Below are 13,588 nucleotides of genomic sequence, written 5' to 3'. Positions count from 1 at the left end.
AAAACCTCTTTCAATAGAAAGAGGTCTTAGTTGTACAATTTATAAAATAGGTTCCATCGTTTTTCTTAATGTGTCTACGGAGTTTTTAAACTGTCGTTGCTCTAATTCATTCAAATCTAGTTCAACAACTTCTCGAATTCCACCACGATTAATTACGGCTGGAACACCAATATATATATCGTGTTCTCCATATTGTCCGTCTAAATATGCAGAAACCGTAATAATACTATTTTCATTTTTTAGAATTGCTTTTGTTAATCTAACTAAGCCCATTCCAATTCCATAGTATGTTGCACCTTTTTTCTTAATAATGTGATATGCAGCGTCACGTGTATTTAAAAAGATTTCATCAAGCTCTCTTTGACTGTATTTTGGATTTTTCTTTAATACATGGTGTACTGGTGAGGTACCAACATTTGTTTTAGACCAAACTGGTAGTTCACTGTCACCATGTTCACCGATAATATATCCATGGATATTTCTTGCATCAACATTAAAATAATCCCCAAGCATATATCTAAAACGCGCAGTATCTAAACTTGTTCCAGATCCGATTACTCTTTCTTTTGGTAATCCTGAAAATTTCCAAGTTGCATAAGTTAATATATCTACTGGATTTGTGGCAATTAAAAAGATACCGTCAAATCCTGAAGCCATAATTTCTCCAACGATCCCTTTAAAAATAGCGCAATTTTTTGCAACTAAATCTAAACGAGTTTCTCCTGGTTTTTGAGCTGCTCCAGCCGTAATGACGACTAAACTCGCATCTTTACAATCACTGTAATCTCCAGCCCAAATTTTTGTTCTAGAATCTACAAAAGGCAGACAATGACTTAAATCCATTGCGTCCCCTTCTGCTTTATCTTTATTTAAATCAATCATAACTAATTCTTCGGCAACACCTTTATTTAACATACCAAAAGCATAGCTAGCTCCAACTGCGCCTGTTCCGATAAGTGCGACACGATTTATTTCTTTGTGTAACATAATATCCACCTCATTTGTGTTATAAAAGTGTAAGTAACTGGGACTTCTATATTATATATGTATATCCACTCAAAGTTTGTGAAACTTTTTACAAATTTGTTACAATATTAGTCGTATACAAATACATTGTGTGCTATGTTGAATTACTATAAGACTCTAATTAAGTCTTACCTATTTTCAAACAAATCGTGTCACATTATGCACTTATTAAATCGCTTTTATGATTCTTGATTCTGTTAAAACCAACGGCATTATAATGTCATGTTTTTCTGTCGGTAGTTCATCAATGATTTGAATGTCATAAGCTAAGGCTAGGAGTTGTTTATTATAATCTTCTAAGTAGCGATCATAATAACCACCACCATATCCTAGTCTTTCACCATTTTTTGTATATGCTACGCCAGGAACAATGATTAAATCAATAAATTCTTTCTTTATTTCCTCGCATTTTTCTTCAATTGGCTCTTGTATTCCAAAATACCCCTTCTTTAAATCATCGAAGGAATTGATTTTGTAAAAATGCATTTCTCTAGTTTCATGATTGCATTTAGGCACAACAACTGATTTATTCATTTTCCAACAAGCAGTTATTAAATACTTAGTATTTATTTCATGCTCCATTGGCATTGTTGTTGCTATTATATCTGCATTCTTCATTTGTTCTGTGCTTAATAATTTTTCAATAATTTGGTTTGACTTTTCTTCTCGGTCCGATACTGAAATATTTTTCAAGTTTTTCATCATAGAATTTCTAATTTCTTTTTTTTCCATAATAATGTCCTCCTTAGGTCAGGATTAAATTTTCAAGAGTTTAATAAAATGTATTCTAATTAAAATTATAAGTATTTAAATATAAAAAAAACAGTAGGAAAATTCCTACTGTTTACTTTGTTTCGCGATGAACTGTAACTTTTTTAAGTCTTGGGCAATATTTTTTAAGCTCAAGACGGTCTGGGTTATTACGTTTATTTTTAGTAGTGATGTAGTTACGATCTCCGCATTCTGTACATGCTAATGTAATATTTACGCGCATTTTATTTTCCCTCCTGACATAGTGACATAATCAGACTTGTATATAATAACATTCTTTCGCGATAATTTCCATAGTTTTTATTGATTCAATGTATTTCTTTTGAAATTTTTTTTATTGAATTATGTACAAACTTATTCTCATAATTCAGAGTATATTTTTGAAAGACAGCTTGATGATGTAATACACTACCTTGATCGATTCGAATATTAGAACTAATCGACACATATGGGCCAATTACACAGTTCTCTTCAATTGTAACATCATTCCCAATTATAACGGGAGAAACAATCTTAACATTATTATTTATCGTTACATGTTCACCTAAAAAGATTCTAGGTAAAATTTGAACAGCAGGAATAGGTAAGTTTAATTTCTCTTCAATCCAATCTACGTTCAGCTTTGCAAACCTTCTAGGTGTCCCATAATCAATCCAATAACCTTCTAAATGAAAAGCATTTAAACCGATATTATTTTTTAACATTAAAGGTATTAGATCATTACTAATGTCAAAATAACGATTTTCTGGAATTTGAATTAATAATTCAGGATTCATAATATAAATTCCCGTATTAACTAATTTACTAATTTCACTACCTTCATTCGGCTTTTCAATAAAATCGATTATTTGTCCATTTTTTATTTTTACATTTCCGTATGATCCACATTTATCAACTTGTTTTACAAACATAGAAAATTTACTTTTACTTTCAAAATGAATTTTAATTGCATCTCTAATATCACCGTCAAATAAAATATCACCATTCACTAATAGAAAGGGGTCATTAAGAAAATGCTTAGACAGTCTTAAACAACCAGCTGAACCTAAACTTTTTTCTTCTATAATATAATCAATTGAAACATTTATTAATTTCATTGCATTAATCGTCTCTATTATTGCTTGGGACATATAATGAAGCTGAATAATAAATTCATTAAACCCAAGTCTTGTTAAATGTAATATTAAATGTTCAATTGCCGCTCTATTTGCGATTGGTAATAGTGGCTTAGGAATGTTGTTAGTAATTGGTAAAAGCCTTTGACCATATCCTCCAGCTAAAATAACAACCTTCATTTATTACCACCTCAATATCTTCTACTAGTTAAAGAAGTATGCTTTATATTACACAAATATGACAAAAGGGCATTCAGGTAAATTTTGTCTGAACACCCTTTTAACATATTTGACTGTTATAAACGATCGTCTTATATTTATTGATTTAATAAATAATGTTTCCCTTTAACTAAATAATAAATATTCTCTGCAATATTTGTTGCATAGTCTGCAATTCTTTCAAGATATCTGCAAATAAATGCCATTTGCATGATATTGGATACATGCTCAGGTGAATTTGCAATACTTGTCATTAGAGTTCTAACAGTTGTTCCATATAGTTCATCAACGAGATCATCAATTTCACCAATCTCTTTAGCAGCTTGTAAATCTTCTGTTCGGTATGCTTCTGAAGCTTTTGTTAACATTTCTAAGCCAAGTTCATGCATTTTTTCGATATTCTCTAATGGTAAGTTTTCTTGACGACTACGTATACGAATTGTCGATTTTGCAATATTTACTGCATAATCTGCCACTCGTTCAAGATCATGAGCAATCTTAATAGCCGTTAAATTTCTTCTTAAGTCCACAGCAACTGGTTGTTGTCTTGTAATAATTACTAAAATTAATTCATTCACTTCTTTTTCTAATTTATTGATGCGATCATCTTCATCGATTACTTCTAAAGCTAATTCTATATTTTCAGTACGAAATGCCTCCATACTTTTAATAACTGCTTTTTTCGTTTTCTCAGCCAATTCAATAATCATTTCTTGTAATGATTTTAAGTCTGCTTCAAATTGATTTCTCATCTCTTTTCACCTGTTCCCTTCTATTATCCGAATCGTCCAGTAATGTAGTCTTCAGTACGTTTATCTTTAGGTGTTGAGAACAGTTTATTTGTATCTGAGAACTCAACTACTTCACCGCTTAAAAAGAAAGCAGTTTTATCAGAAACACGGGCTGCTTGTTGCATATTATGAGTAACAATAATAATACTAAAATCTTTCTTTAAATCATGAATTAACTCTTCAACTTTTAAAGTTGAAATAGGATCAAGTGCTGAAGTAGGCTCATCCATTAAAATGACATCTGGCTCAATTGCAAGACAGCGCGCGATACATAAACGTTGTTGTTGCCCCCCTGAAAGACCAAAAGCATTCTCATGTAAACGATCTTTAACTTCATCCCAAATTGCTGCGCCTTTTAAACTTTTTTCAACAATCTGGTTTAATGTAGCTTTATCTTTAATACCATGTATTTTTGGTCCATATGCAACATTTTCCCAGATTGATTTAGGGAATACGTTTGGTTTTTGAAATACCATTCCTACATGCGTTCTTAATTCTTCAACAGGATAGTTTTTATCAAAAATATCTTGTTCGCGGTAAAGAATCTTCCCTTCCGTACGAACTGAAGGAACTAATTCAACCATACGATTTAACGTTTTTAAATAAGTCGATTTACCACATCCACTAGGCCCAATAATTGCAGTAACTTCATTCTCATAAATACTTAAATTTATATTTTTTAATGCTTTATCTTGTCCATACCATAAATTCAAATCTTGAGTATCATAAACAATTGATTTTTTTACGTTTGTATTTGTCTCTTCAATATCATCGTTTTTAATTGTATTCTCTCTATTTAATGTCATTGTCATAACTTTCGATCCCCTCTCATCCTAAAGGAAGCTTTCTATTTTTGATAGATAAAATATTAACTAATCATTAGATAAAATTTATAATCGTGTAAATTCAGTAATACGTTACATGAATAATCATATTCTCAAACTATTAAACCTGTTTTAACCGAATGTAAAGATTATGTAAATAAGTTCAGAAGGTGAAGGAAAGGGGTAGAAAAGGAGTTTTCCAAATAAAAAAGAGAAGGGTTTAACCCCTTCTCTTCTTATTGATTACTATTTTGAGTGTCTTGATTATCTTGAGTGTCTTGATTGTCTTGGTTATCTAAATTGTCTTTTGGTTCGTCATTATAAATTGATTGTCTTTCTTTTTTCAATTTAAAGTATTCATCCATAATATCTCGACCAATGAATTTATTTACTGGCGCTTGGTCAGTTTGTAACCAAGGAACTACTACTACAAAGGCAATTTCAGGATTGTCATACGGAGCATATCCCATCAATGTTTCATTATAAGTTTTTTGTGGTCCATTGTATTTTTTACGATCTGGACCATCGTAAAATGATTGGGCTGTACCTGTTTTACCTGCAGGTTTATAGTCTGCACCTTTGAAGTATTTGTTAGCAGTACCACCAGTCTCATTATATACTTTAATAAAACCTTGTTTAACATGATCGATGTATGATTCTTTCATATCAATACGGTTTAATACTTTCGGCTTAATTTCTTGTTTAATGACACCAGTATCTTCGCCGATTGAAGGTTGTCTCAATTCTTTCGCAACATGTGGTTGAATTCTGTAACCTCCATTTGCAATTGTAGAAACATATTGAGCTAATTGAAGTGGCGTATAAGTATCGTACTGCCCGATCGCCAAATCTAGTAGTAAACCTGCTTTTTTTTCCACACCTTTAAATCCAATTGCTTCATTTGGTAAATCAATTCCAGTTTTAACTCCAAGCCCGAATTGACTGAAACTGTTTCGGAATGTATCAAACGCTTTTACGTCGATATTTAAAGGCTTATTCTCTACGTAATGTGCATGTCCAATAGCCATAGCTGTTCGGAACATATAAACGTTTGATGAATACTTTAGGGCATCTAAATCATTAATCCATCCGAAATTTTTATATGACGCTTTTACTGGTGTACTTGCAATTTTAATCGGCGTATCGAATTGCCTTTGTCCTGGCGTAATTGCCCCAGTTTGATAACCAGTTAAAAGAGTTGCACCTTTTACTGTTGAACCCATCTCATAAGATGAAGTAAGATTTCCAGTTGCGTAATCTACAACTTTATTTTTCCCTGTCTTTTTGTCTTTAACAATTTGCTTTCCTGACATTGCTAAAACTTCACCCGTTTTCGGGTTAATCATCGTAACAAATGCACGGTCCAAATATCGACCATTTGACGTTGCTTTAGCTTTTAAGAGCTCTCTTTTTACTATTTCATCAACTTTACCTTGAAGTTCAATATCAATTGATAGCATTAAATCACTTCCAGGTTCCCCTTCTGTAATCACTTTCGTATCAACAACATTACCATTTGAATCAATAACATTTTGTGCCTTACCTTTTGTACCACGTAAAACATCTTCATATTGTTTTTCTATATAGCTTTTTCCTACACGATCATTACGATCATAACCACGTGCTAAATAATAATCTATATTTTGAGCAGGTAAACCTTCTTTTTCAGAAGTAATATTACCTAAAATTGTTCGGAATGTATCACCATAAACATATTTTCTTTCCCAATTTGTCGTTACATCTACACCTGGAAGATCGTCCAAATGTTCACTAACTGTTGCATATTCTATTTCAGTAACTCCCTCACTTTTAATCGTTTGTGGAGTTAGTGCATAACCAGCACTCATTTGCTTGTAAATTGCAAGTATTTGCAGTTCATTTGCATTAAATGAATTCATTTCATCTGCTGTAATTTTATCAAGCTGTAAATTATAGTAAGCTTTATTGTAAGAAGCGTCATCATCTTTATATTGAGCTTTTAGTGTTTTATCTTCTTCTTTTGATACTAGATTTTTTGCATCTTCAGGATTGTTTAATAACCAAAAATCTTTTCGATCTCGTTCAGTTATTTTATTAGTTGGCATCTTAAGATAACTTTTTAACTTTGTCGCCATTGTTAATAACTCACTTGAAGATGTCCCTTTTTTTCTAGTATACGTAATTGTACGTAAAGGCGTATTATCTACTACAACCTTTCCGTAACGATCTAAAATTTTCCCCCTTGGTACAGCTTGATCGACGGTCATATTTTCTGTACGTTCTAATTCTAATTTATAGTCTTCACCTTTTACAATTTGTACGACACCTAATCTTAGAATTAAAAAAGAAAATAAGACAAACACAAGAAAAAATAGTGTATTTAGTCGTGTGGGTAATGTGATTTTATATTTCTTAGGCTTATTCATTTTCTCTCCTCTTTTTTCTACAATTACTAATTCTACATATTAATATTTTAATGATTCGGAAAAAGAATCACTGCTAAGTTTTTGACAATTTAGTGACAATACTTAAGCATGTTCATATTCTAAGTTCCTCATTACGAAATAGACCAAAAAGTGTCCTGCACCAAATATACACATTAATATAGGAATAAATTGTTCTGGTGGAAATAATTTAGTACATACAATGAAAACTGCAATTGAAAACATTCTACCACTATTTAAATACACTTCACGTATTACGATATATTCCACTCTATATTCCCTGGCCTTATACGATTTTCCTATTATATCATATGTTAAAGATAAGTAAGGTACTAAAATGATTGGATATGCCAAAGAAATTATTGCACCATAAATTATTAATAATGGAAAAGTAACTTTAAAAGCGATTACAAAAACAGCGCTGAATAAAAGTAAACCACCAATAAAGATCGCTTTCATTCTAAAATTTTCTTTTATAATTCTTGTAACAATATAATAGGTAATAAAGCTAATTAACGATGTAATTAATCCATATTTCCCTAATGCGAATTCACTTCCTGTAGATAAGAAAATATAAATCGAAATAACAAACATAAAAATCCCTTCACGAATCCCTTGAAAGAAATTAGCATGTGTAACTTTTCGCCAATTTTCATTTAGTTTTCTTTCTAGAATGACGCGCTTAATATTGAACTCACTATCAAGTTCCCTTTTAACTAAGAAACAACTTAAGACAACTGCACATACAAATAAAATGACTGCAGCGAGGAACACAAAATGATAACCTTTGTTTCCTATCATTGAAGAAATAATCGCTCCAGCTATAAAGGGGCCAAGCATTCCCGTAAAAGAATTAATTAGACCTAAAAAACCATTAAAAAATTGTCTAGTTTCTGGTTCTGTTACTTCAAATGTTAATAAATTAAACGCTAAATAATAACAGCCATTCCCAATTCCCAAAATTGCTCCAATCATAATTGTTGCTAATAATGTTTTCGTTTCAAATAGTAAAACAACTATATAGAATACTGCCAAAAAAGAAATTCCCACTCTTAAAATGACAACCCGATCGATTGTTTTAGCTAATCTACCTGTAATTATGAATGTAAGAGCTTGAAAAAACGCAATCGAAAATTGATAAGAAGCAATTGGTAAATAACTATTTGATTGCTTCCATAAATAAACATTTACAAATGTGCTAGATAAAGCTGTCGCTAAAGTAAACAATCCACCTACACTCAGTAAAAGAATTAAGTCTTTATTTAAATCTACGTCACCTAATAAAAATTTCCACTTACTCATAATAAACTCTCCTTTGTCTCATGAACTAGTTTTCCGAGTAAATGAAAATTTATCCTTTTTTAAACATAAAAAAACACTACTTAATTAATTAAGTAGTGTTCATTTTTTATAAATTATTTAGCAGCTTGGTATAATTCTTCTACTTTATCCCAGTTTACTAAATTCCAGAATGCACCAACGTAGTCAGGGCGTTTGTTTTGGTAGTTTAAGTAGTAAGCATGCTCCCATACATCTAAACCTAAGATTGGAGTTTTTCCTTCCATTAATGGTGAATCTTGGTTAGCTGTGCTAGTCACTTCTAACTCACCATTGTTTACTACTAACCAAGCCCAACCAGAACCGAAACGAGTTAATGCAGCTTGAGTGAACGCAGCTTTTAACTCATCTAAGCTACCGAATTTAGCGTTAATTGCTTCAGCAACTTCACCAACTGGAGTGCCAGTGCCTTCTGGAGTTAATAAAGTCCAGAATAAGCTATGGTTAGCATGTCCACCACCATTGTTACGTACAGCTGTACGGATACCTTCTGGAAGTGCATCTAAGTTTGAAATTAATTCTTCAATTGAAGAAGCAGCTACTTCTTTACCTTCTAAAGCAGCGTTTAAGTTTGTTACATATGTATTGTGGTGACGAGTGTGGTGAATATTCATTGTTTCTTTATCAAAGTGTGGCTCTAATGCATCATAAGCATAAGGTAATTGTGGTAATTCAAATTTTGACATTTTTATTTCCTCCCAAAGATAATAGTGAATTTCAATTTAAAGTTATCAAATAAACTGAAAGATTTCAATAGTAATGCTCGAGAAAAGGGAAAGAAAGTAAAAAAGATTAATTTTTGGAAGAAAAATTCTGATTAAGCGAAGTGGATTATCGAAGATTTAAACTCATCATTTGTTAATTTAATAACCAAAACGAAAAAAGTCTTCAACATTATAGTTGAAGACTTTTTCACTAATTAAGGAGTAAGAGGGATTCGAACCCCCGCGGGCTGTTACACCCCTGTCGGTTTTCAAGACCGATCCCTTCAGCCGGACTTGGGTATTACTCCATAATAAAATATTGGTAGCGGCGGAGGGAGTCGAACCCACGACCTCACGGGTATGAACCGTACGCTCTAGCCAGCTGAGCTACACCGCCAAACTATAAAAATGGCTCCGCAGGTAGGGTTCGAACCTACGACCACTCGGTTAACAGCCGAGTGCTCTACCACTGAGCTACTGCGGAATAATTCACGTTGTCCTTAAGACAATATTTAATTTATCATGTTTTAAACTAAACGTCAACACTTTTTATTATTTTTTTCATTATTAATTTATATTAACTATTTTTTATTGAAAATAAATTGTTTTAACGATATTTAAAGCCAAACATAAATTCAATCCTTAAACCATTGTCATTCTCTTCTTATTTACTCTTATCATTTTAATTAAAGTTTAATATTCAATTTCCAAAAAAAGATTATAATATACAAAATAGCCCGAAAGTTACATAATAAATTTCGGGAAGTGAAATAACAATAATAAGAAAGGATGAGTTTATGAATATATTTAAACAATTTTGGTTTAGTTTATACTCTCCAAAAACAATATCAAGATATAGACTCCAAAAAATCGGTAAAACAATCTTTTTTCTTTTCCTACTAGCAATTTTATATACTCTTCCGGGATTCTTTTCATTAGTAAAAGATGTGAAGCTTCAGGTCAACAATGTTTCTGACTTGCTTAAAGATAATATTCAGTCGATTTCTTTAAACAAAGGATCTTTAACAATTAACGACAATACGCCGTTTGAACGAAATATCGGTGAATATAAATATGCTTTTTATCCAAATGAAACAGTTATACCTTCAAAATTAAAAAACGAACAGTATGCATTTGTTGTATTAAAGAATAGACTAGTTATTAAAAATGATAAAGGCGAACAAGATTATCCTTATCCTTCATTAAAATCTAAAGAAATACACAAAACGCAAGTTTCAAAATTTATTAAAAGTATAAAAGAAGCTCTTCCAGTATTCTTAATCGCATTATTTTTCCTATTTTATTTAGGTTCTTGTATCTTCATATTTATAGTTGCTACATTATTAGCGTTTTTAACAGCTTTATTTAAGTCGACTAAGCATTTGCCTTTTAGACAACGCTTTGCAATGGTTTCATATAGCTTAACATTACCTACAATTATCTATTTATTGCTAGGATTATTGAAAATAAATATCCCATTCCAAACTTTAATTTTTATTTTAATAACAGCTGGTATGTACACATTAACAATTAAAAACTTACCTTCTAAAAAATAATGTTTACTGAAGTGTGTTGCACACTTCTTTTTTTTGTTTTAAATTTTTTATTCCAAGCTCCTAATAGGAATATTCGTTGTGGACAAGCATATAGTCTACAAAAGGAGTGATTATTAATGAAAAAAATAGCTTTTTTACTTGGTTCTTTATTGCTTGCATATATAATATTCTTTGACCTTCAAGTAGGGACGATCCCCACTAAACATATTGCTACAGTAGCAAAAGCAACAAAATCAGAAAAAAAATCAACCTCACTTCCAAAATATGAAAAAATTCAAGTCAAAAACGGTGACACTGTTTTAGGTATTATCGAAAATCTTAACCCTGATTTTAACCAGCCAATCAGCCAAATTACAAAAGATTTTAGTGCATTAAATAATGGACTTTCACCTACTAAAATTCAAAGTGGAAAATCATATAAATTCCCAATTTACTCTTCACAAAAATAAAATTTGTGATATATTTCTTTAGAACCAGTTGATAAAATGAGTAATCATGAAGAAAATATGATAATGTAGATTTATACAAAATAGAAATAAAGTTATTTTTGAAGGAGCGAGTTACTCGTGAACGAAATTACACATAGAAGTAAAACACGTGCAGTTAAAGTTGGTAATGTAGTTGTTGGTGGAGCAAATGAAATTTCAATCCAAAGTATGACAACAACAAAAACACACGATGTTGAAGCAACAGTTGCAGAAATTAAACGACTTGAAGAAGCTGGATGTCAGATTGTTCGAGTTGCAGTACCAGACGAAAGAGCTGCAAATGCAATCGCTGATATTAAAAAACAAATTAACATACCTCTTGTTGCAGATATACACTTTGATTATAAATTAGCCTTAAAAGCAATTGAAGGCGGAGTAGATAAAATTAGAATTAATCCAGGTAATATCGGTCGTAAAGAAAAAGTTGAAGCAGTAGTAAATGCTGCTAAAGCTAAAGGAATTCCTATTCGTATCGGTGTTAATGCTGGTTCATTAGAAAAACGAATCTTAGAGAAATATGGTTACCCAACTGCTGATGGAATGGTTGAAAGTGCATTACATCACATTAAAATTCTTGAGGATTTAGATTTCCATGACATCATCGTATCGATGAAAGCATCAGATGTAAACCTAGCAATCGAAGCTTATGAAAAAGCTTCAAAAGCTTTCGATTATCCTTTACATTTAGGTATTACTGAATCAGGTACTTTGTTTGCTGGTACAGTTAAGAGTGCCGCTGGTTTAGGTGCAATCATTAGTAAAGGAATCGGAAATACAATGCGTATCTCATTAAGCGCAGATCCGGTTGAAGAAGTAAAAGTTGCAAGAGAATTACTTAAGTCTTTCGGTTTATCTTCAAACGCTGCAACATTAATTTCATGCCCTACATGTGGCCGAATTGAAATTGACTTAATTAGTATTGCAAATGATGTTGAAGAATACATTTCAACACTAAAAGTACCAATTAAAGTTGCCGTACTAGGATGTGCAGTAAACGGTCCTGGTGAGGCGCGTGAAGCAGACATCGGTATTGCTGGAGCACGTGGTGAAGGATTACTATTCCGCCATGGAGAAATCGTTCGTAAAGTTCCAGAAGCAACTATGGTAGAAGAACTAAAACGCGAAATCGACATTATTGCAAAAGAAAAACTAGCTGAACTAGAAGCAGCAAAAGGTTAATAATAACTAAAAGGTTAAGGACACTGCTCCTTAACCTTTTTTTATTCTTTTCCTATCTTATCAAATCGAATAATCCTGAGGAATAAATACCTTCAATTCATTAGGACGAACAAATACTCTTTCTCCAAGTTGAATATTTAGTTCGTAGAATAATTCATTCATGAGTTCGATTTCAACATAATCATTTGTATCCTCCCGAAGGACTTCCACATACACGATCGGTCCTACAGCATGAATATGGGTTACTATTGCACTGATCGAAGTTTGATTTGTTTCAAATTTTTCGATTGTAATTTGATGAGGACGAACATAACCCGTAACTTCTTTATGTTCTTTATGTTCTTGTTCATCTAATTCTGGTAATGGGATTTCTAATCCACCACTTATTAAGTTACCCTTATTGATCCTTCCATGAAATAAATTGACTTTGCCAAGAAAATCATAAACAAACGGACTTGCTGGCGTATGATAAACTTCTTCCGGTGTTCCAATTTGTTCGATCTTCCCGCCATTCATAATGACAACTCGATCTGCAACTTCTAGCGCTTCCTCTTGATCATGTGTTACGAATATACTGGTAATATGAATTTCATCATGGAGTTTACGTAACCATCTTCTTAAATCTTTTCGAACTTTTGCATCTAATGCCCCAAATGGCTCATCTAATAATAATACACTTGGTTCAACAGCTAATGCTCTAGCTAATGCAACACGTTGTCTTTGTCCACCAGATAATTGAGAAGGAAATCGATTTGCAAAGCTTTCTAATTTTACTAATGATAGCAATTCCATCACTTTCTCATGAATTTTTCTTTTTAAAGGACGTGTAGCTCTTGGTCTAACTTTTAAACCAAATGCAATATTATCAAAAACAGTCATGTGCTGAAATAAAGCATAATGCTGGAATACAAATCCTACATTTCTTTCTTTTACTTGCACATTTGCTACATCCTGATCTTCAAAAAATATTTCACCCAAGTCTGGATTTTCTAAACCGGCAATTATTCTTAACAATGTTGTTTTACCCGACCCAGATGGACCTAATAAAGCAACCAATTCCCCTTTTTTTATATTTAAATCAATTCCTTTTAAGGCAGTTTCATTATCATAGCTTTTTATTACATTTGAAACTTTAATTGACATACAATCCTCTC

The 13,588-nt window shown here is 31.9% G+C and carries 13 protein-coding genes and 3 tRNA genes; 3 read left to right on the top strand and 13 right to left on the bottom strand.

The window, feature by feature from the left end; genetic code table 11:
• Nucleotides 1–39: 39 nt before the first annotated feature.
• From ACFWM3_RS10245 to ACFWM3_RS10190, 12 genes are all read right to left on the bottom strand, one after another.
• Nucleotides 40–987: an L-lactate dehydrogenase gene (locus ACFWM3_RS10245; protein ID WP_056475030.1), complete on the bottom strand. Its 948-nt coding sequence runs from the start codon at nt 985–987 to the stop codon at nt 40–42.
• Nucleotides 988–1,194: 207 nt separating this feature from the next.
• A complete protein-coding gene (locus tag ACFWM3_RS10240; protein WP_390311276.1) occupies nt 1,195–1,758 on the bottom strand; it encodes a 5-formyltetrahydrofolate cyclo-ligase in 564 nt (187 codons plus the stop codon).
• Nucleotides 1,759–1,870: 112 nt separating this feature from the next.
• Nucleotides 1,871–2,020 carry a 50S ribosomal protein L33 gene (gene rpmG, locus ACFWM3_RS10235; RefSeq protein WP_056475024.1) on the bottom strand — a complete coding sequence of 50 codons (150 nt, stop codon included), beginning with the start codon at nt 2,018–2,020 and terminating at the stop codon, nt 1,871–1,873.
• Nucleotides 2,021–2,105: 85 nt separating this feature from the next.
• On the bottom strand, nt 2,106–3,092 hold the full coding sequence (locus ACFWM3_RS10230) for a nucleotidyltransferase family protein (protein WP_056475021.1): 987 nt from the start codon (nt 3,090–3,092) through the stop codon (nt 2,106–2,108).
• A 137-nt stretch (nt 3,093–3,229) separates the two neighbouring features.
• Complete coding sequence (phoU, locus tag ACFWM3_RS10225; RefSeq protein ID WP_056475018.1) at nt 3,230–3,883, bottom strand: phosphate signaling complex protein PhoU; 654 nt, start codon at nt 3,881–3,883, stop codon at nt 3,230–3,232.
• A gap of 23 nt (nt 3,884–3,906) precedes the next feature.
• The gene (gene pstB / locus ACFWM3_RS10220; protein ID WP_056475015.1) at nt 3,907–4,734 is read right to left on the bottom strand and encodes a phosphate ABC transporter ATP-binding protein PstB; all 828 of its coding nucleotides are present in this window, start codon (nt 4,732–4,734) and stop codon (nt 3,907–3,909) included.
• Between the two features lie 248 nt (nt 4,735–4,982).
• Nucleotides 4,983–7,151, bottom strand: coding sequence for a peptidoglycan D,D-transpeptidase FtsI family protein (locus ACFWM3_RS10215; RefSeq protein WP_390311275.1), 2,169 nt, complete (start codon nt 7,149–7,151; stop codon nt 4,983–4,985).
• A gap of 102 nt (nt 7,152–7,253) precedes the next feature.
• Entirely contained in the window at nt 7,254–8,471 is a 1,218-nt protein-coding gene (locus ACFWM3_RS10210; RefSeq protein WP_390311274.1) for an MFS transporter, read from the bottom strand.
• Between the two features lie 113 nt (nt 8,472–8,584).
• Nucleotides 8,585–9,193, bottom strand: a complete 609-nt coding sequence (locus ACFWM3_RS10205; protein WP_056475008.1) for a superoxide dismutase — start codon at nt 9,191–9,193, stop codon at nt 8,585–8,587.
• Nucleotides 9,194–9,429: 236 nt separating this feature from the next.
• Nucleotides 9,430–9,519 (bottom strand) — tRNA-Ser (locus ACFWM3_RS10200).
• A 12-nt stretch (nt 9,520–9,531) separates the two neighbouring features.
• Nucleotides 9,532–9,608, bottom strand: a tRNA-Met gene (locus ACFWM3_RS10195).
• Nucleotides 9,609–9,620: 12 nt separating this feature from the next.
• Nucleotides 9,621–9,695, bottom strand: a tRNA-Asn gene (locus tag ACFWM3_RS10190).
• 313 nt (nt 9,696–10,008) lie between these two features.
• On the opposite strand from ACFWM3_RS10190, the gene ACFWM3_RS10185 reads away from it, so the two are divergent.
• The 3 genes from ACFWM3_RS10185 to ispG all read left to right on the top strand — a co-directional run bounded on the left by ACFWM3_RS10185 (nt 10,009) and on the right by ispG (nt 12,434).
• Nucleotides 10,009–10,767, top strand: a complete 759-nt coding sequence (locus ACFWM3_RS10185) for a DUF1189 domain-containing protein (protein ID WP_056475006.1) — start codon at nt 10,009–10,011, stop codon at nt 10,765–10,767.
• Nucleotides 10,768–10,883: 116 nt separating this feature from the next.
• Entirely contained in the window at nt 10,884–11,216 is a 333-nt protein-coding gene (locus tag ACFWM3_RS10180; RefSeq protein WP_056475004.1) for a hypothetical protein, read from the top strand.
• Nucleotides 11,217–11,333: 117 nt separating this feature from the next.
• Nucleotides 11,334–12,434, top strand: a complete 1,101-nt coding sequence (ispG, locus tag ACFWM3_RS10175) for a flavodoxin-dependent (E)-4-hydroxy-3-methylbut-2-enyl-diphosphate synthase (protein WP_056475001.1) — start codon at nt 11,334–11,336, stop codon at nt 12,432–12,434.
• A 60-nt stretch (nt 12,435–12,494) separates the two neighbouring features.
• On the opposite strand, the gene ACFWM3_RS10170 is transcribed toward ispG, so the two are convergent.
• A complete protein-coding gene (locus tag ACFWM3_RS10170; protein WP_390311273.1) occupies nt 12,495–13,577 on the bottom strand; it encodes a sulfate/molybdate ABC transporter ATP-binding protein in 1,083 nt (360 codons plus the stop codon).
• Nucleotides 13,578–13,588 lie beyond the last annotated feature (11 nt).

Source organism: Gottfriedia sp. NPDC058432, from assembly GCF_042721555.1.
GTDB lineage: Bacteria > Bacillota > Bacilli > Bacillales > Bacillaceae_G > Gottfriedia.
Note: the sequence above shows the minus strand (reverse complement) of the source record. Positions and strands in the feature narration are given on the sequence as shown.